Source organism: Pseudomonas sp. PHC1, assembly GCF_046487845.1.
GTDB classification, from domain to species: domain Bacteria; phylum Pseudomonadota; class Gammaproteobacteria; order Pseudomonadales; family Pseudomonadaceae; genus Aquipseudomonas; species Aquipseudomonas sputi.
Genome location: NZ_JBJXHJ010000004.1, coordinates 230,188 through 251,572, shown reverse-complemented (window position 1 = coordinate 251,572; position 21,385 = coordinate 230,188). Strand labels below are relative to the sequence as shown.

General features: G+C 58.7%; 18 protein-coding genes. 17 read left to right on the top strand and 1 reads right to left on the bottom strand.

Annotated elements, in window-relative coordinates:
- Positions 1-39 precede the first annotated feature (39 nt).
- Entirely contained in the window at positions 40-1,374 is a 1,335-nt protein-coding gene (locus ACKJSM_RS08235) for a TRZ/ATZ family hydrolase (protein WP_410237195.1), read from the bottom strand.
- Between the two features lie 108 nt (positions 1,375-1,482).
- On the opposite strand from ACKJSM_RS08235, the gene mtnA reads away from it, so the two are divergent.
- The 17 genes from mtnA to ACKJSM_RS08150 all read left to right on the top strand — a co-directional run bounded on the left by mtnA (position 1,483) and on the right by ACKJSM_RS08150 (position 21,339).
- Positions 1,483-2,559 carry an S-methyl-5-thioribose-1-phosphate isomerase gene (gene mtnA, locus ACKJSM_RS08230; RefSeq protein ID WP_011335374.1) on the top strand — a complete coding sequence of 359 codons (1,077 nt, stop codon included), beginning with the start codon at positions 1,483-1,485 and terminating at the stop codon, positions 2,557-2,559.
- Positions 2,560-2,982: 423 nt separating this feature from the next.
- Complete coding sequence (gene gyrA / locus ACKJSM_RS08225) at positions 2,983-5,646, top strand: DNA gyrase subunit A (RefSeq protein ID WP_074688032.1); 2,664 nt, start codon at positions 2,983-2,985, stop codon at positions 5,644-5,646.
- 64 nt (positions 5,647-5,710) lie between these two features.
- Positions 5,711-6,796 carry a 3-phosphoserine/phosphohydroxythreonine transaminase gene (gene serC, locus ACKJSM_RS08220; RefSeq protein ID WP_236178008.1) on the top strand — a complete coding sequence of 362 codons (1,086 nt, stop codon included), beginning with the start codon at positions 5,711-5,713 and terminating at the stop codon, positions 6,794-6,796.
- Entirely contained in the window at positions 6,796-7,890 is a 1,095-nt protein-coding gene (gene pheA / locus ACKJSM_RS08215; RefSeq protein ID WP_007950913.1) for a prephenate dehydratase, read from the top strand. Before serC ends, pheA begins: the two co-directional genes overlap by 1 nt.
- Positions 7,891-7,903: 13 nt before the next feature.
- Entirely contained in the window at positions 7,904-9,016 is a 1,113-nt protein-coding gene (gene hisC, locus ACKJSM_RS08210) for a histidinol-phosphate transaminase (RefSeq protein ID WP_410237194.1), read from the top strand.
- A gap of 28 nt (positions 9,017-9,044) precedes the next feature.
- Positions 9,045-11,252, top strand: coding sequence for a bifunctional prephenate dehydrogenase/3-phosphoshikimate 1-carboxyvinyltransferase (locus tag ACKJSM_RS08205; protein ID WP_410237239.1), 2,208 nt, complete (start codon positions 9,045-9,047; stop codon positions 11,250-11,252).
- A complete protein-coding gene (cmk, locus tag ACKJSM_RS08200; RefSeq protein WP_236178010.1) occupies positions 11,249-11,938 on the top strand; it encodes a (d)CMP kinase in 690 nt (229 codons plus the stop codon). The genes ACKJSM_RS08205 and cmk overlap by 4 nt, the downstream gene beginning before the upstream one ends.
- 120 nt (positions 11,939-12,058) lie before the next feature.
- A complete protein-coding gene (rpsA, locus tag ACKJSM_RS08195) occupies positions 12,059-13,744 on the top strand; it encodes a 30S ribosomal protein S1 (RefSeq protein ID WP_236178011.1) in 1,686 nt (561 codons plus the stop codon).
- 203 nt (positions 13,745-13,947) lie between these two features.
- Positions 13,948-14,226 carry a hypothetical protein gene (locus tag ACKJSM_RS08190; RefSeq protein WP_410237193.1) on the top strand — a complete coding sequence of 93 codons (279 nt, stop codon included), beginning with the start codon at positions 13,948-13,950 and terminating at the stop codon, positions 14,224-14,226.
- Between the two features lie 151 nt (positions 14,227-14,377).
- Positions 14,378-14,674, top strand: a complete 297-nt coding sequence (gene ihfB / locus ACKJSM_RS08185; RefSeq protein WP_236178012.1) for an integration host factor subunit beta — start codon at positions 14,378-14,380, stop codon at positions 14,672-14,674.
- Between the two features lie 27 nt (positions 14,675-14,701).
- Positions 14,702-14,941, top strand: coding sequence for a LapA family protein (locus ACKJSM_RS08180; RefSeq protein ID WP_236178013.1), 240 nt, complete (start codon positions 14,702-14,704; stop codon positions 14,939-14,941).
- Between the two features lie 229 nt (positions 14,942-15,170).
- Positions 15,171-16,247 (top strand): dTDP-glucose 4,6-dehydratase, encoded by a 1,077-nt coding sequence (gene rfbB, locus ACKJSM_RS08175; RefSeq protein ID WP_236178014.1) that lies wholly within the window; start codon positions 15,171-15,173, stop codon positions 16,245-16,247.
- On the top strand, positions 16,244-17,137 hold the full coding sequence (gene rfbD / locus ACKJSM_RS08170; protein ID WP_410237192.1) for a dTDP-4-dehydrorhamnose reductase: 894 nt from the start codon (positions 16,244-16,246) through the stop codon (positions 17,135-17,137). Before rfbB ends, rfbD begins: the two co-directional genes overlap by 4 nt.
- Positions 17,134-18,024, top strand: coding sequence for a glucose-1-phosphate thymidylyltransferase RfbA (gene rfbA, locus ACKJSM_RS08165; RefSeq protein WP_410237191.1), 891 nt, complete (start codon positions 17,134-17,136; stop codon positions 18,022-18,024). The genes rfbD and rfbA overlap by 4 nt, the downstream gene beginning before the upstream one ends.
- 58 nt (positions 18,025-18,082) lie before the next feature.
- Positions 18,083-19,006, top strand: coding sequence for a glycosyltransferase (locus ACKJSM_RS08160; RefSeq protein ID WP_236178017.1), 924 nt, complete (start codon positions 18,083-18,085; stop codon positions 19,004-19,006).
- A complete protein-coding gene (locus ACKJSM_RS08155; protein ID WP_236178018.1) occupies positions 19,003-19,965 on the top strand; it encodes a UDP-glucose 4-epimerase family protein in 963 nt (320 codons plus the stop codon). The genes ACKJSM_RS08160 and ACKJSM_RS08155 overlap by 4 nt, the downstream gene beginning before the upstream one ends.
- Positions 19,966-20,331: 366 nt before the next feature.
- Positions 20,332-21,339 (top strand): glycosyltransferase family 2 protein, encoded by a 1,008-nt coding sequence (locus tag ACKJSM_RS08150; RefSeq protein WP_410237190.1) that lies wholly within the window; start codon positions 20,332-20,334, stop codon positions 21,337-21,339.
- Positions 21,340-21,385 lie beyond the last annotated feature (46 nt).

Here is a 21,385-nt window from a genome sequence, read left to right as displayed (position 1 = left end):
TTGAAAAAGGCTGTAGCCCCGGAGTTTGCCCCGGGGTGTTTACGATTCGGTGTGGCCGTTGATGCGTCGGCCCCAGGCCCGGGCGGTTTCGCCGAGCTGTTGTTCGTCCAGTCGAGTCAGGCGGCGGTCGTCGAGCAACTGCTTGCCGGCGACCCACAGGTGTTTCACGCAGTCTCGGCCGGTGGCATATATCAGTTGCGAGACCGGGTCATAGACCGGTTGTTGTGCCAGACCGGACAAATCGAAGGCGACGATGTCCGCGGCCTTGCCGAGTTCCAGAGAGCCGGTCTCGGCTTCGATCCCCAAGGCTCTTGCGCCGTTCAACGTGGCCATGCGCAAAGCCCGGTGGGCGTCCAGCGCGGTGGCCGAGCCGGCGACGGCTTTGGCCAGCAGGGCGGCGGTGCGGGTTTCACCCAGCAGGTCCAGGTCATTGTTGCTGGCCGCGCCATCGGTGCCGACCGCCACGTTGACCCCGGCCTGCCACAGGCGCTCCACTGGGCAGAAACCGCTGGCCAGTTTCAGGTTCGACTCCGGACAATGGATCACGCTGGTGTTGCTTTCTACCAGCAACGCCAGGTCGTCATCGCTGATCTGGGTCATGTGCACGGCCTGGAAGCGCGGGCCGAGCAGGCCGAGCCGGCCGAGGCGGGCCAGCGGGCGTTCGCCGCGCTGTTCGACCGCTTGCTGCACTTCGAAAGCGGTTTCGTGGACGTGCATGTGGATCGACGCGTCCAGCTCTTCGGCGATCACGCGGATTTTTTCCAGGTTCTCGTCGCCCACGGTGTAGGGTGCATGAGGGCCGAACGTGATCTTGATGCGCTCGTGATGCTTCAGGTCGCCGAACAGTTCGACGCCCTGACGAATGGCTTCATCGGCACTGGCGGCGCCCGGAATCGGGAAGTCGAGGATCGGAATCGCGATCTGCGCGCGGATTCCGCTGTTGTGCACGCGTTCGCTGGCAACCTTGGGGAAGAAGTACATGTCCGAGAAACAGGTGATGCCGCCTTTTATCTGCTCGGCGATGGCCAGGTCGGTGCCGTCACGCACGAAGTCTTCATCGACCCATTTGCCCTCGGCCGGCCAGATGTGGTTTTCCAGCCAGGTCATCAGTGGCAGATCGTCGGCCAGACCACGGAACAGCGTCATCGCGGCGTGGCCGTGGGCGTTGATCAGGCCCGGACTGAGCAGTACGTCCGGCAGTTCACGGACTTCGGCGGCGTTGCACTTCAGCGCTTCGGCACGCGGGCCGATAAACACGATGCGCCCGTCGCGGATGCCCAGGCCATGCTCCTTGAGCACAACGCCTGCGGGTTCGACGGGTACCAGCCAGGTCGGCAGCAATAATAAGTCGAGCGCAACGGCAGGTTTCGGCATCGAGGGTCGGTTCCAGTGCTTTTGTAAAGGATGGCGAAGTATACCCGAGCGTCTTCGCGGGGGGATCGCTATAATCGGCGGCTTTTGTTCATGAGTGCGGGGTGAGGGATGCGCGATCGACTGTTGGCTGCGGAGAAAGTAAAGGCCATCGATTGGCGTGATGGCGCGCTCCACCTGCTGGATCAGCGCGTTTTGCCGTTCGAGGAAAACTGGATCGCCTACACCAGCGCTGCCGGCGTGGCCGAGGCGATTCGTTCGATGGTGGTGCGCGGTGCGCCGGCCATCGGCATCAGTGCCGCCTACGGCATCGTGCTGGCGGCCCGTGCCCGGATTGCCGAGGGCGGCGACTGGTACGCGGCGCTGGAAGAGGATTTCATGCTGCTGGCCGATTCCCGGCCGACGGCGGTCAACCTGTTCTGGGCGTTGAACCGCATGCACGACCGGCTGGACCGTTTGAAGGAGAACGCCGATCCACTGGCGGCGCTGGAAGCCGAAGCCATCGCCATTCATGAAAGTGATCGCGAAGCCAACCTGACCATGGCCCAGCTCGGTGTCGACCTGATTCGCAAGCACCAGGGCAATGCCCAGGCGATTCTGACTCACTGCAACACCGGCGCCCTGGCCACTGGCGGTTTCGGCACGGCGCTCGGGGTGATTCGCGCGGCGTTCATCGAGGGTATGGTCGAGCGCGTCTACGCCGACGAAACCCGGCCGTGGCTGCAAGGTTCGCGCCTGACCGCGTGGGAGTTGGCCAACGAAGGCATTCCGGTGACCCTGAACGCTGACTCTGCCGCTGCGCATATCATGAAAACCAAGGGCGTGACCTGGGTGATCGTCGGCGCCGACCGGATTACCGCCAACGGCGATGTGGCGAACAAGATCGGCACCTATCAACTGGCGGTCAACGCCATGCACCACGGCGTGCGCTTCATGGTGGTGGCGCCGAGCTCGACCATCGACATGAATCTGGCCAGCGGTGATGACATCCCGATCGAGGAACGCGATGGTGCCGAGTTGCTGGAGGTTGGCGGCAAACGTGTCGGGGCTGACGTTGAGGCGTTCAACCCGGTGTTTGACGTGACCCCGGCAGACCTGATCGATGCGATCGTCACCGAAAAAGGCATCGTCGAGCGCCCGGATACCGCGAAGATGGCGCAGTTGATGTGCCGCAAGCGCCTGCATTAAGGGGTTCGGCTCCCGCTGAATTGCCATCGCCAGCAGGCGGACTTCCACAGGTTTTGTGCTCGCCACTGATCCTGTGGGAGCTGGCTTGCCAGCGATGGGGCCTTGAAAGTCAATAAACATCCGCAATTTCATCCCGAAATTTGCATTCAGGTAAGCTCTGAGCCTCTCTCGTCTCCGTTAAGCCTGTCATCGGTCAACTAACTATGCTCCATGCGCATCTGGGGGATAGGTGCGTGGCGGCTCTTGTGATAACATCCGGCGTTTTCCGAGGCAGTCCCACGGGGTTGTCTTCACTGCGCAAATCCAGGGTCAACTTGTCGATTTGTCGTAAGTCGGCGCATGGCACTCGGCCTGCATCGACGAGCTTCGTGCGTCCCCTATGGATATGGCGAAGTTTCACCAGAAAAAGGAATCAGGCTTCTCATGGGCGAACTGGCCAAAGAAATCCTCCCGGTCAATATCGAAGACGAGCTGAAACAGTCCTACCTCGACTACGCGATGAGCGTGATCGTCGGCCGTGCACTGCCGGATGCGCGCGATGGCTTGAAGCCCGTGCACCGTCGCGTGCTGTTCGCGATGAGCGAGCTGGGCAACGACTTCAACAAGCCGTACAAGAAATCTGCCCGTGTCGTCGGTGACGTGATCGGTAAGTATCACCCGCACGGTGATACTGCGGTGTACGACACCATCGTGCGCATGGCGCAGCCATTCTCGCTGCGTTATCTGCTGGTGGACGGTCAGGGCAACTTCGGTTCGGTGGACGGCGACAACGCTGCAGCCATGCGATACACCGAAGTGCGCATGACCAAGCTGGCGCACGAGCTGCTGGCCGACCTGCACAAGGAAACCGTGGACTGGGTGCCGAACTACGACGGCACCGAACTGATCCCGGCGGTCATGCCGACCCGCGTGCCGAACCTGCTGGTCAACGGTTCCAGCGGTATCGCCGTGGGCATGGCGACCAACATTCCGCCGCACAACCTCGGTGAAGTCATCGACGGTTGCCTGGCCCTCATCGACAACCCCGAGCTGACCGTCGATGAACTGATGCAATACATCCCCGGCCCGGACTTCCCGACTGCCGCGATCATCAACGGTCGCGCCGGCATCATCGAAGCCTACCGCACCGGCCGTGGTCGCATTTACATGCGCGCCCGCTCGATCATCGAGGACATCGACAAGGTCGGTGGTCGTCAGCAGATCGTCATCACCGAACTCCCTTACCAGCTGAACAAGGCGCGTCTGATCGAGAAGATCGCCGAGCTGGTAAAAGAGAAGAAACTCGAAGGCATCACCGAGCTGCGCGACGAGTCCGACAAGGATGGTATGCGCGTCGTGATCGAACTGCGTCGCGGCGAAGTGCCCGAGGTGATCCTCAACAACCTCTACGCCCAGACCCAGCTGCAATCGGTATTCGGCATCAACATCGTTGCGCTGATCGACGGCCGTCCGCGGATCCTCAACCTCAAGGACCTGCTGGAAGCCTTCGTCCGTCACCGTCGCGAAGTGGTTACCCGCCGTACCGTGTTCGAACTGCGCAAGGCGCGCGAGCGTGGTCACATCCTCGAAGGTCAGGCCGTTGCCCTGTCGAACATCGACCCGGTCATTGCCCTGATCAAGGCTTCGCCGACTCCGTCGGAAGCCAAGGAAGCGCTGGTCAGCACGCCGTGGGAATCCTCGGCTGTGGTGGCGATGGTGGAACGTGCCGGTGCCGATTCGTGCCGTCCGGAAAACCTCGATCCGCAATACGGTCTGCGCGACGGCAAGTACTTCCTGTCGCCAGAGCAGGCGCAAGCCATTCTGGAACTGCGTCTGCACCGCCTGACCGGTCTGGAACACGAAAAGCTGCTGGCCGAGTATCAAGAGATCCTCAACCAGATCGGCGAGCTGATCCGCATCCTCAACAGCGCCGTGCGCCTGATGGAAGTGATCCGCGAAGAGCTGGAAGTGATCCGCGCCGAATACGGCGACGTGCGCCGCACTGAAATCCTCGATGCCCGTCTCGACCTGACCCTGGGTGACATGATCCCGGAAGAAGAGCGTGTCGTGACTATCTCCCACGGCGGCTATGCCAAGACCCAGCCGCTGGCTGCGTACCAGGCCCAGCGTCGTGGCGGTAAAGGCAAATCGGCTACCGGCGTGAAGGATGAGGACTACATCGCTCACCTGCTGGTTGCCAACAGCCACACCACGCTGTTGCTGTTCTCCAGCAAGGGCAAGGTGTATTGGCTGAAAACCTACGAAATTCCGGAAGCGTCCCGTGCCGCCCGTGGTCGTCCGCTGGTCAACCTGCTGCCGCTGGATGACGGTGAGTACATCACCACCATGCTGCCGGTCGAGGAATACACCGAAGGTCACTACATCTTCATGGCGACCGCCAACGGCACCGTGAAGAAGACCCCGCTGGAATCCTTCAGCCGTCAGCGCAGCGTCGGTCTGATCGCGCTGGAGCTGGACGAAGGCGACGTGTTGATCTCCGCCGCCATCACCGATGGCGAGCGTGAAGTGATGCTGTTCTCCGACGGCGGCAAGGTGACCCGCTTCAAGGAATCCGACGTTCGTGCCATGGGTCGTACCGCCCGCGGTGTGCGCGGCATGCGTCTGCCGGAAGGGCAGAAGCTGATTTCGATGTTGATCCCGGAAGAAGGCAGCCAGATCCTCACCGCTTCCGAGCGTGGCTACGGCAAGCGCACCGCGATCACCGAGTTCCCTGAGTACAAGCGTGGCGGTCAGGGCGTGATCGCCATGGTCAGCAACGAGCGTAACGGCCGTCTGGTCGGTGCGGTTCAGGTGCTCGACGGCGAGGAGATCATGCTGATTTCCGACCAGGGCACGCTGGTGCGTACCCGCGTCGACGAAGTCTCCAGTCTGGGTCGTAACACCCAGGGCGTGACCCTGATCAAGCTGGCCAAGGACGAAACCCTGGTCGGTCTGGAGCGGGTTCAGGAGCCTTCGGAAGTGGAAGGTGACGAGCTGGAAGGCGAAGAAGGTGTCGAGCTGGAAGAAGGCGTGATCGGCGCCGAACCGGACGATGCGGTCGACAACCTGCAGGCCGACGCCGCAGACGAAGAAGAGTCGCAAGACTAACCAAATCGTAGCAGGGCAGAGTGTTTGCTCTGTCCGCTACCGTGATTGCATAGCGAGAGTGGATGTGAGCAAACGAGCCTTTAACTTCTGCGCAGGTCCCGCTGCGCTGCCTGAAGCTGTCCTGTTGCGTGCCCAGTCCGAGATGCTCGACTGGCATGGCAAGGGTCTGTCGGTCATGGAAATGAGCCATCGCAGCGATGACTACGTGGCCATCGCCGAGAAGGCCGAACAAGACCTGCGCGACCTGCTGTCCATCCCCTCCAATTACAAAGTGCTGTTCCTGCAGGGCGGTGCGAGCCAGCAGTTCGCCGAGATTCCGCTGAACCTGCTGCCCGAGAACGGCACTGCCGACTATGTCGAAACCGGCATCTGGTCGAAGAAGGCCATCGAGGAAGCGCGTCGCTTCGGCAACATCAACGTTGCCGCCAGTGCCAAGCCTTATGACTACCTGGCCATCCCTGGCCAGAACGAGTGGAAGCTGACCCCGGGTGCGGCCTATCTGCACTATGCGTCCAACGAAACCATTGGCGGCCTGCAGTTCGACTGGGTTCCCGAAGCCGGTGACGTTCCGCTGGTGGTCGACATGTCCTCCGATATCCTCTCGCGCCCGATCGATGTGTCGCAGTACGGCCTGATCTACGCCGGTGCCCAGAAGAACATCGGCCCGAGCGGTCTGGTCGTCGTGATCGTTCGTGAAGACCTGCTGGGCCGCGCCCGCAGTTCGTGCCCGACGATGCTCGACTACAAGGTCTCGGCCGACAACGGTTCGATGTACAACACGCCGGCCACCTATTCCTGGTACCTCTCGGGCCTGGTCTTCGAGTGGCTGAAGGAGCAGGGCGGTGTCGCCGCGATGGAGCAACGCAACAAGGCGAAGAAAGAGCGCCTTTACGGCTTCATCGACAACAGCGACTTCTATACCAACCCGATCAGCACCAACGCCCGCTCGTGGATGAACGTGCCGTTCCGTCTGGCTGACGAGCGTCTGGACAAGGCGTTCCTGGCCGGCGCCGACGCCCGCGGCCTGCTCAACCTCAAGGGCCATCGTTCGGTTGGCGGCATGCGTGCCTCGATCTACAACGCCCTGGGGCTGGACGCTGTCGAAGCGCTGGTCGGCTACATGGCTGAATTCGAGAAGGAGCATTCCTGATGTCCGAGCAGGAGCTCAAGGCGCTGCGCGTTCGCATCGATAACCTGGATGAGAAGATCCTCCAGCTGATCAGTGATCGCGCCCGCTGCGCCGAGGAAGTCGCCCGGGTCAAGATGGCCAGTCTGGCCGAAGGCGAGCAACCGGTGTTCTATCGTCCCGAGCGCGAGGCGCAGGTCCTCAAGCGCGTGATGGAACGCAACAAGGGGCCGCTGGGCAATGAAGAGATGGCGCGCTTGTTCCGCGAAATCATGTCGTCGTGCCTGGCCCTCGAGAACCCGCTGAAAGTGGCTTATCTCGGTCCGGAAGGCACCTTCACCCAGGCGGCGGCCATGAAGCACTTCGGTCACGCGGTGATCAGCAAGCCGATGGCGGCGATCGACGAAGTGTTCCGTGAAGTGGCGGCCGGTGCGGTGAATTTCGGTGTGGTACCGGTGGAGAACTCCACCGAAGGCGCGGTCAACCACACCCTCGACAGCTTCCTTGAGCACGACATGGTCATCTGCGGCGAAGTCGAGCTGAGGATTCACCACCACCTGTTGGTCGGTGAAAACACCAAGACGGACAGCATCAGCCGCATTTATTCCCACGCCCAGTCGCTGGCCCAGTGCCGCAAGTGGCTGGACGCCCATTACCCGAATGTCGAGCGTGTGGCGGTGTCCAGCAACGCCGAAGCGGCCAAGCGGGTCAAGGGGGAATGGAACTCGGCGGCGATCGCCGGTGACATGGCGGCCGGGCTGTATGGCCTGACTCGTCTGGCCGAGAAGATCGAGGATCGTCCGGACAACTCCACGCGCTTCCTGATGATCGGTAACCAGGAAGTGCCGCCGACCGGCGACGACAAGACTTCGATCATCGTGTCCATGAGTAACAAGCCCGGCGCGCTCCACGAGTTGCTGGTGCCGTTCCATGACAACGGGATCGACCTGACCCGGATCGAAACCCGTCCGTCGCGCAGCGGCAAATGGACCTACGTGTTCTTCATCGACTTCGTCGGTCATCACCGTGATCCGCTGATCAAAGGTGTACTGGAAAAGATCAGTCAGGAAGCAGTAGCACTCAAGGTGCTGGGTTCCTACCCGAAAGCGGTTCTCTAAGGGGCAGTAGCAAATGAGTGGCAACTTCCTCGCTCTGGCACAGCCGGGCGTGCAACAACTTTCGCCATACGTGCCGGGCAAACCCGTGGACGAACTGGCTCGCGAACTGGACCTGGATCCGGCAAGCATCGTCAAACTGGCAAGCAACGAAAATCCGTTGGGCGCGAGCCCGAAAGCGCTGGCCGCGATACGCGAAGCGCTGGACGAGCTGACCCGTTATCCGGACGGCAACGGTTTTGCCCTGAAATCCCTGCTGGCCGAGCAGTGCCGTGTCGAGCTGAACCAGGTGACCCTGGGCAATGGTTCCAACGACATTCTCGAGCTGGTGGCGCGCGCCTATCTGGCGCCGGGCCTGAACGCGGTGTTCAGCGAGCACGCGTTCGCGGTCTACCCGATTGCGACCCAGGCAGTCGGCGCGCAGGCCAAGGTTGTTCCAGCCAAGGATTGGGGGCATGACCTGCCAGCGATGCTGGCGGCCATCGACGCCAACACCCGCGTTGTGTTCATTGCCAACCCGAACAACCCGACCGGCACCTGGTTCGGCGCCGAAGCGCTGGACGAGTTCCTGCAGGACGTGCCGGAGCATGTGTTGGTGGTGCTGGACGAGGCCTACATCGAATACGCCGAAGGCAGCGATCTGCCGGATGGTCTGGATTTTCTCGCCGCTTACCCGAACCTGCTGGTTTCGCGCACCTTCTCCAAAGCCTATGGCCTGGCAGCACTGCGCGTTGGTTACGGCTTGTCCACCCCGGTGGTGGCGGATGTGCTGAACCGCGTACGCCAGCCGTTCAACGTCAACAGTCTGGCCTTGGCCGCGGCCTGTGCGGCGCTGAAGGACGAGGAATATCTGGCGCAGAGCCGTCAGCTCAACGAGTCCGGCATGCAACAGCTGGAAGCGGGCTTGCGCGAGTTGGGTCTGAGCTGGATTCCGTCGAAGGGTAACTTCATCTGCGTCGACCTCGGTCAGGTGGCGGCTCCGGTGTTCCAGGGCCTGCTGCGCGAAGGCGTGATCGTGCGTCCGGTGGCCAACTACGGCATGCCGAACCATCTGCGGGTTACCATCGGTCTGCCGGCAGAAAACAGCCGCTTCCTCGAAGCGCTGCGCAAGGTTCTGGCTCGTGGTTGATGTCACTGCGCTGCAATCTGCTGCACCTATGATCGGGCGCCTGGTGGTGGTCGGTCTGGGGTTGATCGGTGGTTCGTTTGCCAAAGGCTTGCGTGAAAGCGGCGTGTGCCGCGAAGTGGTCGGGGTCGATCTCGATCCGCAATCACGCAAGCTGGCGGTCGAGTTGGGCGTTGTGGATCGCTGCGAAGACGATCTGGTGGCGGCTTGCCAGGGCGCGGACGTGATCCAGTTAGCGGTGCCGATCCTGGCCATGGAAAAAGTGCTGGCTCGTCTGGCCGGCATGGATCTGGGTCAGGCGATCCTCACGGATGTCGGCAGCGCCAAGGGCAACGTGGTGCGCGCGGCGACCGAAGCGTTCGGCGGCATGCCGGCGCGTTTCGTACCGGGCCATCCGATTGCCGGCTCCGAGCAGAGTGGGGTGGAAGCCTCCAACTCAGAGTTGTTTCGTCGTCATAAAGTGATTCTGACCCCGCTGGAGCAGACCGATCCGGCTGCGCTGGCGGTGGTTGATCGCTTGTGGCGCGAGCTGGGCGCCGACGTCGAGCACATGCAGGTCGAGCGTCACGATGAAGTGCTGGCCGCGACCAGTCATCTGCCGCACCTGCTGGCCTTCGGTCTGGTCGATTCGCTGGCCAAGCGCAATGAAAATCTTGAGATCTTCCGTTACGCTGCGGGCGGTTTCCGCGATTTCACAAGAATCGCCGGAAGCGACCCGGTCATGTGGCATGACATCTTTCTCGCCAATCGCGAGGCTGTCCTGCGCACACTCGATACATTTCGCAGCGACCTCGACGCCTTGCGCGACGCGGTCGATGCAGGGGATGGGCACCAATTGTTGGGCGTCTTCACGCGCGCCCGGGTTGCCCGCGAGCATTTCAGTAAAATCCTGGCCCGCAGGGCCTATGTGGACGCTATGAATTCCAACGATCTGATTTTCCTGGCTCAACCTGGTGGCCGCCTGTCCGGTCGGATTCGCGTACCGGGTGACAAATCGATTTCCCACCGTTCGATCATGCTCGGTTCCCTGGCTGAAGGCGTCACCGAAGTCGAAGGCTTCCTCGAGGGCGAAGACGCCCTGGCGACCCTGCAGGCGTTCCGCGACATGGGCGTGGTCATCGAAGGCCCGCATCACGGCCGCGTGACCATCCACGGTGTCGGCCTGCATGGCCTGAAGCCTGCGCCGGGCCCGATCTATCTGGGCAACTCCGGCACTTCGATGCGCCTGCTGTCCGGCCTGCTGGCCGCGCAGGACTTCGACAGCACCCTGACCGGTGATGCTTCGCTGTCCAAGCGTCCGATGAATCGCGTCGCCAACCCGCTGCGGGAAATGGGCGCCGTGATCGAAACCGCTGCCGAGGGTCGTCCACCGATGACCATTCGTGGCGGTCACAAGCTCAAAGGCCTGACCTACACCATGCCGATGGCCAGTGCTCAGGTTAAGTCCTGCCTGCTGCTGGCGGGTCTGTACGCCGAAGGCAAGACCACCGTGACCGAGCCAGCCCCGACTCGCGATCACACTGAGCGCATGCTGCGCGGCTTCGGCTATCCGGTGAGCGTTGACGGCGCGACGGCGTCCGTCGAGTCCGGCGGCAAGCTGGCTGCGACCCACATCGAAGTGCCGGGCGACATCTCGTCTTCGGCATTCTTCCTGGTGGCCGCGTCGATCGCCGAAGGTTCGGAGCTGGTGCTCGAGCACGTCGGCATCAACCCGACCCGTACCGGCGTGATCGACATCCTGCGTCTGATGGGCGCTGACATCACCCTGGAAAACCAGCGTGAAGTGGGTGGCGAGCCGGTTGCCGATCTGCGTGTGCGAGCGGCTAAACTCAAAGGTATCGAGATTCCGGAAGCGCTGGTTCCACTGGCCATCGATGAATTCCCGGTGCTGTTCGTGGCGGCGGCCTGTGCGGAAGGGCGCACCGTGCTGACCGGCGCCGAGGAGCTGCGGGTCAAGGAATCGGACCGTATCCAGGTCATGGCGGACGGTTTGCTGGCGCTGGGCGTCAAGTGCGAACCGACCCCGGACGGCATCATCATCGACGGCGGCCAGATCGGCGGCGGCGAAGTGCATGGTCATGGCGATCACCGCATCGCGATGGCATTCAGCGTGGCCTCCCTGGGCGCCACGGCACCGATCCGCATCCATGACTGCGCCAACGTCGCGACATCGTTCCCGAACTTCCTGGCGCTGTGCGCGCAGGTCGGCATTCGTGTGGCGCAAGAGGCTCAGTCGTGAACAGCATTGCACCGGTCATCACCATCGATGGGCCAAGCGGCTCGGGCAAAGGCACCGTAGCCGGAATTCTGGCCAAGCGTCTGGGCTGGAACCTGCTGGACTCCGGTGCGCTGTATCGCCTGTTGGCGTTTGCTGCGCACAACCATGGTGTCGATCTGACCAATGAAGAGCTGCTGAAGAAACTGGCCGCTCATCTGGATGTGCAGTTCATCGCGGCGACCGACGGTCAGTTGCAACGCATCATTCTGGAGGGTGACGAAGTCAGCGATGTCATCCGCACGGAAAGCGTCGGTTCCGGTGCTTCGCAAGTGGCTGCATTGCCCGCCGTGCGCGAGGCGCTGCTGCAGCGTCAGCGTGCTTTTCAAGAAGCGCCGGGTCTGGTGGCTGATGGTCGCGACATGGGCACGGTGGTATTTCCCAATGCGCCCCTGAAGATTTTCCTGACCGCCAGCGCCGAGGAGCGGGCGCGCCGCCGATATTTGCAGTTGAAGGGCAAAGTCGAGGGTGTTAGTCTGTCGAGTCTGCTAGATGAGATCCGTGCGCGCGACGAGCGTGATACCCAGCGAGCGGTGGCCCCGCTCAAGCCGGCGGCTGACGCCATACAGCTGGATTCCACGGAGTTGTCCATCGATCAGGTGCTTGAACGCATCATGAGTGAGATTGCCATTCGCGATATCACCGGGTGACCAGGAAGGCCGCAGGGGACCAGTCATAGTCCTGCGGTGGCTTCCTTTAAATGAAACTGACCCGCATCGTCTGGGATGTGGAGATGGGCGTATTTTTCGCCCTAATCAACAGGAATTAAAATGAGCGAAAGCTTTGCGGAACTCTTTGAAGAAAGCCTAAAGACCCTGAACCTTCAGGCAGGCTCCATCATCACCGCTATTATCGTTGATATCGATTACCAAGCTGGCTGGGTAACCGTTCATGCTGGTCTGAAGTCCGAAGGGCTGATCCCGCTGGAGCAGTTCTACAACGACGCTGGCGAACTGACTATCAATGTCGGTGACGAAGTTCATGTTGCGCTGGACGCGGTTGAAGACGGTTTCGGTGAAACCAAGCTGTCCCGTGAAAAAGCCAAGCGCGCTGAATGCTGGATCGTTCTGGAAGCAGCCTTCGCAGCTGAGGAAGTGGTCAAGGGCGTTATCAACGGTAAGGTTAAAGGCGGCTTCACTGTCGACGTTAACGGCATCCGTGCGTTCCTGCCAGGTTCCCTGGTTGACGTCCGTCCAGTGCGCGACACCACGCACCTGGAAGGCAAAGAGCTGGAATTCAAGGTCATCAAGCTGGACCAGAAGCGCAACAACGTTGTCGTTTCCCGTCGCAGCGTCCTGGAAGCCGAGAACTCCGCCGAGCGTGAAGCTCTGCTGGAATCCCTGCAGGAAGGCCAGCAAGTCAAAGGTATCGTCAAAAACCTCACCGATTACGGCGCATTCGTCGATCTGGGTGGCGTGGACGGCCTGCTGCACATCACCGACATGGCTTGGAAGCGCATCAAGCATCCTTCCGAGATCGTCAACGTTGGTGACGAAATCGACGTCAAGGTTCTGAAATACGATCGCGAACGCAACCGTGTTTCCCTGGGCCTGAAGCAACTGGGCGAAGATCCATGGGTTGCTATCAAAGCCCGTTACCCAGAAAGCACTCGCGTTACCGCTCGTGTAACCAACCTGACCGACTACGGCTGCTTCGCTGAGCTGGAAGAAGGCGTTGAAGGTCTGGTACACGTTTCGGAAATGGACTGGACCAACAAGAACATCCACCCTTCGAAAGTCGTACAAGTCGGCGACGAAGTGGAAGTCATGGTTCTGGACATCGACGAAGAGCGTCGTCGTATCTCTCTGGGCATCAAGCAGTGCAAGTCGAACCCATGGGAAGACTTCTCTGGCCAGTTCAACAAGGGCGACAAGATCTCCGGCACCATCAAGTCGATCACCGATTTCGGTATCTTCATTGGTCTGGACGGCGGCATCGACGGTCTGGTTCACCTGTCCGACATCTCCTGGAACGAAGTGGGCGAAGAAGCCGTACGTCGTTTCAAGAAGGGCGACGAGCTGGACACCGTTATCCTGTCGGTTGACCCGGAGCGTGAGCGTATCTCCCTGGGTATCAAGCAACTGGAAAGCGATCCGTTCTCCGAGTACGTCTCGGTTAACGACAAAGGCGCAATCGTTACTGGCACCGTGAAAGAAGTTGACGCCAAAGGCGCCATCATCGTTCTGGCCGACGATATCGAAGCGACTCTGAAAGCCTCCGAAATCAGCCGTGACCGCGTTGAAGACGCGCGCAACGTTCTGAAAGAAGGCCAGCAAGTAGAAGCCAAGATCATCAGCGTTGATCGTAAGAGCCGTGTAATTCAGCTGTCGATCAAATCGAAAGACGATGCTGAAGAGAAAGAAGCCATCCAGAGCCTGAAAGCAGCTCCGGAAGGCGAAGCAGCTGACACCACCATGGCGGCACTGCTGCGTCAAGCAATGGCCAAACAGAACTGAGTTCTGTCTGATCATTAAAAAAGGGCGACTTCGGTCGCCCTTTTTTGTGCCTGCGATTTAGTGGGTGCTTCTTCGTGGTCCATCGGTGAAACCATTTCCTTCGCCGGGCGGTCTGTTTCTTTAATCGGATCAATCGTCTATTCGCGTCTAGGCTTAGGCTGAAGATCGCAGTAGTCGGGCAGGCGCCTGGCATAAGGAAGTGAATGAACAAGTTTATAGTTCTGGTGGGCATGTTGGTGTTGGCGGGCTGTACTACCAGCGCCAAGACCCATGCGGTACGCGGAGTGAGTGGCATCGAGGTTGACTGCTCAGGCTTGGGTTCGGGCTGGGAGCGGTGTCAGAGGCGCGCCGCCAAGGAATGCAAGGGAGCCGGTTACAAGGTGATCACGCGGTCTGATGATGCGCGGGATGAAGATGAGTTTCCCTTTGGCTTCAATCCGGCAGGCTACGTCACTCGAACCATGTTGGTGATTTGTCGGTGAGTGAGCGTTGGTGGGCTTGTGATCCGATGCCCTGAAAATGGGCGTTTCGGCGAGCGGAAAGATATGTCAAGCCCTGGGCTGTTCAAAATCTTCAGGGCGTGCTAAAACCTTTCAAGCGCTGACCTAGCTGCTTGAAAAAGAAGGGAAAAATATGACGAAGTCGGAGTTGATCGAACGAATTGTCACCCATCAAGGGCTGCTCTCATCCAAAGATGTGGAGCTGGCCATCAAGACCATGCTTGAGCAAATGTCCCAGTGTCTGGCCACGGGGGATCGTATCGAGATCCGTGGTTTTGGCAGTTTTTCCTTGCACTATCGTGCGCCGCGCGTCGGTCGTAACCCAAAGACCGGTCAGTCCGTCAGCCTTGACGGAAAATTTGTTCCGCATTTCAAGCCAGGCAAAGAGCTGCGTGATCGCGTGAATGAAGAAGAGGATGAGGGGGCTTGATGGTCGCCGTTACGCAAGGAGCCGCTAATGAGTAATCTCAAGCGCATTTTTCTTTCCGTTTTAATTCTATTGCTGGTATTGGTGATCCTTGCGTTCGTTCTCGAAAATCAGCAATCGGTCTCCCTGTTGTTTCTTGGCTGGGCAGGGCCGCAACTTCCGGTGTCAGTGATTACAGTTGGTGCTTTGCTGGTGGGCATGCTGATCGGGCCGGTTTTTGGCTGGTTTCTGGGACGTACGTCCAGAGGCTCACGTAAGCGTCTTGTCTGATTACGACATGGAAAGGAAGGCGAACTAAACTTTAGCCACTGCTTGTCTATATCCATTAGTAAAACGTTCATTAAGCTGTAAAATGCTGCGCTTGTCCGATAGTGGCCTATTCCCACGTCGGTACGGACTGATTCTGTCAGAAGCCGGCTGGACTGATGGCTTTTGCATTGTATGGATTAGACAGTGCTCGGTTGGCAGCCCTGTCAGCAACTCAAGGGTATGGTTTCGCGTGAAAATTCTAGTAACCGGCGGAGCCGGGTTCATCGGCTCAGCTGTTATCCGTCATATCATCTCCAACACTACCGACGCAGTGGTAAACGTCGACAAGCTGACGTATGCCGGTAACCTTGAGTCGTTGGCCGAAGTCAGCGGAAACTCGCGTTACACGTTCGAGCGCGTCGACATCTGCGACCGTGAGCAGATCGACCGTGTCCTGCGTGAGCACCAACCGGATGCGATCATGCATCTGGCCGCAGAGTCTCACGTGGATCGCTCCATCTCGGGGCCTTCCGAGTTCATTCAAACCAATATCATTGGTACTTACACACTGCTGGAAGCTGCACGCCATTATTGGGCTGCGCTGGATGATGCGCGCAAGGCAGCTTTCCGCTTTCACCACATCTCTACGGACGAAGTTTACGGCGACCTCGAAGGTCCGGAAGATCTCTTCACCGAAACCACTCCCTATCAGCCAAGTTCGCCGTATTCGGCAAGCAAGGCCAGCTCCGATCATCTGGTCCGCGCCTGGGCTCGTACCTACGGCTTGCCGACGCTTGTGACTAACTGCTCGAACAACTACGGTCCTTGCCACTTCCCCGAAAAGTTGATCCCGTTGATCATTCTCAATGCGCTGGAAGGCAAGCCGTTGCCGGTCTACGGCAAAGGAAACCAGGTACGTGACTGGCTTTATGTGGAAGATCACGCCCGTGCGCTTTACAAGGTCGTGACCGAAGGCGTCGTTGGCGAGACGTATAACATTGGCGGTCACAACGAAAAGCAGAATATTGAAGTCGTGAACACTCTATGTGCTCTTCTCGACGAATTGCGTCCCGACTCTGCGCATCGCCCGCATGCGAGCCTGATCACTTACGTTCAGGATCGTCCGGGTCACGATCAGCGCTATGCCATTGATGCCAGCAAGATTCAGCGTGAACTGGGCTGGACGCCGGAAGAAACCTTTGAAACCGGCATTCGCAAGACCGTCGAGTGGTACCTGAACAACACTGAATGGGTCGCTCACGTCAAAAGCGGAAGCTACCAGCAGTGGATCGACCAGAACTACGCAGATCGCTCGACCAAGGCATGAAAATCCTCCTACTGGGTAAAAATGGTCAGGTAGGGTGGGAGCTGCAACGCTCCCTTGCGCCGCTTGGTGAGTTGGTTGCGCTGGATCGTCATGCTGTCGATGGCTTGTGTGGTGATTTGTCGGATCTCGAAGCCTTGCGTGCGACGATCCGCACGCTTAAGCCAGATGTCATTGTCAATGCCGCCGCATACACCGCAGTTGATAAGGCCGAATCTGAAGTGGAGATGGCCGATCGTATCAATGGCCATGCATGTAAGCTCATGGCTGAAGAGGCGGCTGTGCTGGGTGCCTGGCTGATCCATTACTCAACCGATTACGTGTTCAGTGGTGAGGGCTCCATGCCATGGCTGGAGACCGATGCCGTTGCACCGGTCAACCATTACGGTGCGAGCAAGCTCGCGGGTGAGCAGGCAATCATTTCATCAGGCTGCAAGCATCTGATTTTCCGAACCAGCTGGGTCTACGGTGCTCGCGGCAATAACTTCGCCAAGACCATGCTACGGCTGGCAAAAGATCGCGAAACGCTAAGTGTGATTGCCGATCAGGTCGGAGCGCCTACGGGTGCTGACCTGATCGCCGATGTCACGGCAATCGCGATTCGCAATGTGCTAAAGCAGCCGGAACTGGCGGGTTTGTATCACCTCGCAGCGAGTGGCGAAGTATCGTGGCATGGCTATGCAAGTCATGTCATCGCGTTTGCCCGGGATAATGGTGAGCAGCTTGTTGTTACTGAGATCAATCCGATCGATACAACGGCGTATCCAACACCCGCTCGTCGGCCTCTAAACTCGCGTTTGAATACTCGGAAGTTGCGCGACAATTTTTCTCTACACTTGCCGGATTGGCAAAGTGGTGTAACCCGAATGCTTAGGGAAGTTCTTAATAAATGACCACGACAAATCGTAAAGGCATCATTCTCGCCGGCGGCTCAGGTACGCGCCTGCACCCGTTGACCCTTGGTGTTTCCAAGCAGATGCTGCCGATCTACGACAAGCCGATGATCTTTTATCCGCTGTCGGTTTTGATGCTGGCCGGAATGCGCGAAATCCTGATCATTTCCACCCCGGAAGATTTGCCTTGTTTCCGTAAGTTGCTGGGCGATGGCAGCCTTTACGGAGTCAAGCTGACTTACGCCGAGCAGCCGAGCCCGGACGGTCTGGCGCAGGCCTTCATCATTGGTGAGGAGTTCATCGGAAAGGATCCTTGCTGTCTGATCCTGGGCGATAACATCTTTTATGGTCAGCACTTCTCTGACAACTTGCGTTCGGCCAGCTCTCAACAGCACGGCGCGACTGTATTCGGTTATCACGTTTCCGACCCTGAGCGTTTCGGTGTCGTGGAGTTCGATGCGTCCGGTCGCGCTTTGAGTATTGAAGAGAAACCACTGAAGCCAAAATCCAGCTATGCGGTTACAGGTCTTTATTTCTATGACAATCAAGTCGTGGAAATCGCCAAGAACATCAAGCCTTCCGAGCGGGGAGAGCTGGAGATCACTGATGTGAATCGCGCCTATCTAGAGCAGAAATCGCTGAATGTCGAGATGCTCGGTCGCGGTTTTGCCTGGCTGGATACGGGTACTCACGACTCTTTGCTTGAAGCCAGTCACTTCGTTCATACCATTGAGCAACGCCAGGGTTTGAAAGTGGCCTGCCTGGAAGAAATTGCGTACCACAATGGCTGGATCACCGCCGATCAGCTGGCTGAGCAAGCTGATGCCTTGAAGAAGACGGGCTACGGTCAATACTTGCAGAAGTTGCTGGACTCGCCTTCTCACTGATTCGAATAACAAAGCGTTTTCGGGTGAGAAAGTTAAAATCGGTTCAGGCGGGAAGGGCATGCCAGTAAAACATCCCAAGGTTGCGGTTTTGCTGGCGGCCTTCAATGGAATGCAGTGGATCGAAGAGCAACTCGATTCGATTCTTCGACAGTCCGGTGTAGACCTGAGCGTCTATATCAGTGTTGATCCCTCGACTGATGGTACCGAGGCCTGGTGCCTCGCCTATGCGGCCAGGTGCCAGGGTGTTCATGTGCTCCCTGGCGTCGGTGCGTTCGGTGGTGCCGCGCGCAACTTTTTCAGATTGATCCGTGATGTATCCCTCGAAGAATACGACTACATCGCGTTCTCCGATCAGGATGATGTCTGGTATCAGGACAAGCTCGAGAGGGCGATCGGCGAAATTCAGGCGCGAAGCGTGGATGCCTACTCCAGCAATGTTGTTGCGTTCTGGCCGGATGGCCGCACACAACTGCTGGACAAGGCTCAGCCCCAGACCTCCTGGGATTTCCTGTTCGAGGCCGCTGGGCCGGGATGTACATACGTCTTCACTCGTGAGCTGGCGCATCCACTCAGGGCCGCCATGCTGGGGAGCTGGGGTGACTTGCAGAAGGTCACTCTCCACGATTGGTATTTTTACGCTTTCGCACGCAGCCGCGGATTCCGCTGGTTCATCGACGCGCGTCCCTCCATGGATTATCGCCAGCATGAAAGTAACCAGGTTGGCGCGAACGCCGGCATCGGTTCTCTGCTCATGCGTTACAAGACCATTCATGACGGGTGGTGGTTTTCTCAGGTCAGGCAGATCGTTCGGCTGGTGGGGCTTGATCGAAATTCATTTGTCGAGCCTTGGCTGCCTTTGGGGCGCCGGCAACTGATAAAACTTTCGTTCAGCGCCAGAGACTGTCGGCGAAGGGTACGGGACAAGCTGTTTTTCTTTTGTATCTGCTGGGCTACGGCGCTGGTTGGAAGCAAGGCTAAATGATCGGTTCTCAAGTTTTGGTGACGGGCGCGACCGGGTTTGTCGGAGAGGCGCTTGTGTTTCGACTGCTGCGGGACAAGGTATTCAGCCCTGTCGCTGCTGTGCGCGGCGAAACGAGGTTGAGTGGTCTATGCCAGATTGTGACATTTGACATGGGGGACAAGGTCCTGCTCCCTCCTCTGGCTGGCATTGACGTGGTTGTTCATTGTGCCGCGAGAGTGCATGTGATGAATGAGTCGGCAGAGGGGGCTCTTGAGCGGTTTCGCAAAATCAATGTCGAAGGGACTGTTCGTCTGGCACGCAGTGCAGCTGAAGCTGGCGTTAAAAGATTCATTTTCGTCAGTTCGATCAAGGTCAATGGTGAAATGACCCTGCCGGGACTTGTCTTCAAGGCGGACGATGTACCGGCGCCGCTCGATCCTTACGGCCTGTCAAAACGCGAAGCAGAGGACGCCTTGCGAGCAATCAGCGTCGAAACGGGTATGGAGGTCGTCGTCATCCGGCCGCCATTGGTCTACGGCCCCGGTGTCGGGGCCAATTTCCTGAGCATGATGCGCTGGCTTGAACGAGGTACTCCGTTACCGCTTGGGGCGATACATAACCATCGCAGCCTTGTTGCGCTTGAGAATCTGGTGGATTTGCTCAATGTCTGCATCAGTCATCCAGAGGCGGCGGGAAACACCTTTCTGGTCAGTGATGGAGAAGACTTGTCCACTACTCAATTGCTCACGCGTATGGCGAGTGCCCTGGGTGTAAAGCCTCGCTTACTGTCGATTCCTTCCTGGGTGTTGAAGACGGGCGCATCGCTGATCGGTCGTGCTGATCTCGCGCAGCGATTGTGTGGGTCATTGCAGGTCGATATCAGTAAAACTATCGATAGGCTGGGGTGGTCGCCTGTCATTGGCGTCGATGATGCGTTGAAGCGGACGGCGTGCCAGTATCACTCGCGGCAGCGTACTTGAGTGGAGACGGCTGACCGTTGATGACCTTTGCCTGCTACTTCGACATTGGCAAACTGCCACCCTTTTTCTAACGATGGCGGCTTGATACCCTACGCGCCGCCACCGCGGCGCTCATCTGCTCTGCTCTGCAATATTCACGTTATCCATGTCTTGTCGGGGCTGACGGTCCTGCTTCCAGCGTTTGCAAAGCGATAATGTCACTGGGCTATCAAATGGCAATGTTTCGTCGTTATAATTGCACATTTTGCGCAGCTGGAAGTGGCGCATGAGCCGTTCCGATGGCGCTCTCCTTGTACGTCGAATGCTCGCTCGTGTTGAACGAATCGGCACAGGTGAAATTTTCTCCTTTAAGCAACGGAGTGCTCGGTGATAGCCCCTCTTTTCCCGGATGTTCAAAACCGCAGTCCGGATCCCCGCATTGTCGACCGGCTTCAGCAGGAACCAGGTGGTCCTTGCGGACGTGTTGCCGTTCTGTTGTGCACCTTCAATGGCGAGCGTTTTTTGGCACAGCAGTTGGAGTCCATTGCGCGACAAAGCTATCCCCACTGGTTTGTCGTGGTGTCGGATGATAGTTCTGACGACTCTACCCTGGAATTATTACGCGAATACGCCGAGCGCTGGGGAGAGGGCAAACTGTCGATTCGCCAAGGACCAGGACGTGGATACGCCGCCAACTTCCTTTCGCTGACCTGTGACCATTCCATCGAGTCCGATTTCTATGCCTGGGCCGATCAGGATGATATCTGGCAAGAAAACAAGCTGGAGCGTGCCCTGTGCGAACTTCAGGGCACCTCCCCACAGGAGCCGGCTCTTTACTGTGGCAGGACCGAATTGATCGATGAGGAGGGGGCACCCATAGGTTTTTCTCCTCTGTTTGAGCGTCCCGTCGGATTTGCCAATGCGCTAGTGCAAAGCGTGGGAGGGGGCAACACAATGGTCTTCAATCAGGCTGCCCATAAGCTGTTCCTGCAGGCAGGATCCAGTCTGGACATCGTTTCGCATGACTGGTGGGCGTATCTCCTCGTCTCAGGTGCTGGAGGGCGAATCACTTACGACGTTCGGCCAACCATTCTCTACAGGCAGCACGGAGCAAACCTCATCGGCTCTACATCGGGCCTGATGGCGCAATTGAACAGAGTACGGATGCAGTTCCGCGGTCGTTTCCGTGGGTGGAATCAAAAGAATATTGCGGCGCTGGAGTCGACCAGATTCCAGTTGAATGAAGAAAGCCGGATGAGGCTGGATCTGTTTCAGCGGGCACGAAATTCTCGCGGATTGGCGCGGATCATCTGGTTACGGCGATCTGGCGTCTACCGGCAATCCTTATGGGGCAACCTTGGGCTGCTTTTGGCGGCGGTATTCAATGGAATCTGATCCGCAGTCGGACTTGGCCTTTTTCAGGAAGAGTGTTGTGGTAATT

What these genes read in the sequence shown, in the direction of transcription:
- ACKJSM_RS08235 (WP_410237195.1), bottom strand. Translation starts at nt 1,374, where the DNA reads ATGCCGAAACCTGCCGTTGCGCTCGACTTATTATTGCTGCCGACCTGG.
- mtnA (WP_011335374.1), top strand. Translation starts at nt 1,483, where the DNA reads ATGCGCGATCGACTGTTGGCTGCGGAGAAAGTAAAGGCCATCGATTGG.
- gyrA (WP_074688032.1), top strand. Translation starts at nt 2,983, where the DNA reads ATGGGCGAACTGGCCAAAGAAATCCTCCCGGTCAATATCGAAGACGAG.
- pheA (WP_007950913.1), top strand. Translation starts at nt 6,796, where the DNA reads ATGTCCGAGCAGGAGCTCAAGGCGCTGCGCGTTCGCATCGATAACCTG.
- hisC (WP_410237194.1), top strand. Translation starts at nt 7,904, where the DNA reads ATGAGTGGCAACTTCCTCGCTCTGGCACAGCCGGGCGTGCAACAACTT.
- ACKJSM_RS08205 (WP_410237239.1), top strand. Translation starts at nt 9,045, where the DNA reads ATGATCGGGCGCCTGGTGGTGGTCGGTCTGGGGTTGATCGGTGGTTCG.
- rpsA (WP_236178011.1), top strand. Translation starts at nt 12,059, where the DNA reads ATGAGCGAAAGCTTTGCGGAACTCTTTGAAGAAAGCCTAAAGACCCTG.
- ACKJSM_RS08190 (WP_410237193.1), top strand. Translation starts at nt 13,948, where the DNA reads ATGAACAAGTTTATAGTTCTGGTGGGCATGTTGGTGTTGGCGGGCTGT.
- ihfB (WP_236178012.1), top strand. Translation starts at nt 14,378, where the DNA reads ATGACGAAGTCGGAGTTGATCGAACGAATTGTCACCCATCAAGGGCTG.
- ACKJSM_RS08180 (WP_236178013.1), top strand. Translation starts at nt 14,702, where the DNA reads ATGAGTAATCTCAAGCGCATTTTTCTTTCCGTTTTAATTCTATTGCTG.
- rfbD (WP_410237192.1), top strand. Translation starts at nt 16,244, where the DNA reads ATGAAAATCCTCCTACTGGGTAAAAATGGTCAGGTAGGGTGGGAGCTG.
- rfbA (WP_410237191.1), top strand. Translation starts at nt 17,134, where the DNA reads ATGACCACGACAAATCGTAAAGGCATCATTCTCGCCGGCGGCTCAGGT.
- ACKJSM_RS08160 (WP_236178017.1), top strand. Translation starts at nt 18,083, where the DNA reads ATGCCAGTAAAACATCCCAAGGTTGCGGTTTTGCTGGCGGCCTTCAAT.
- ACKJSM_RS08155 (WP_236178018.1), top strand. Translation starts at nt 19,003, where the DNA reads ATGATCGGTTCTCAAGTTTTGGTGACGGGCGCGACCGGGTTTGTCGGA.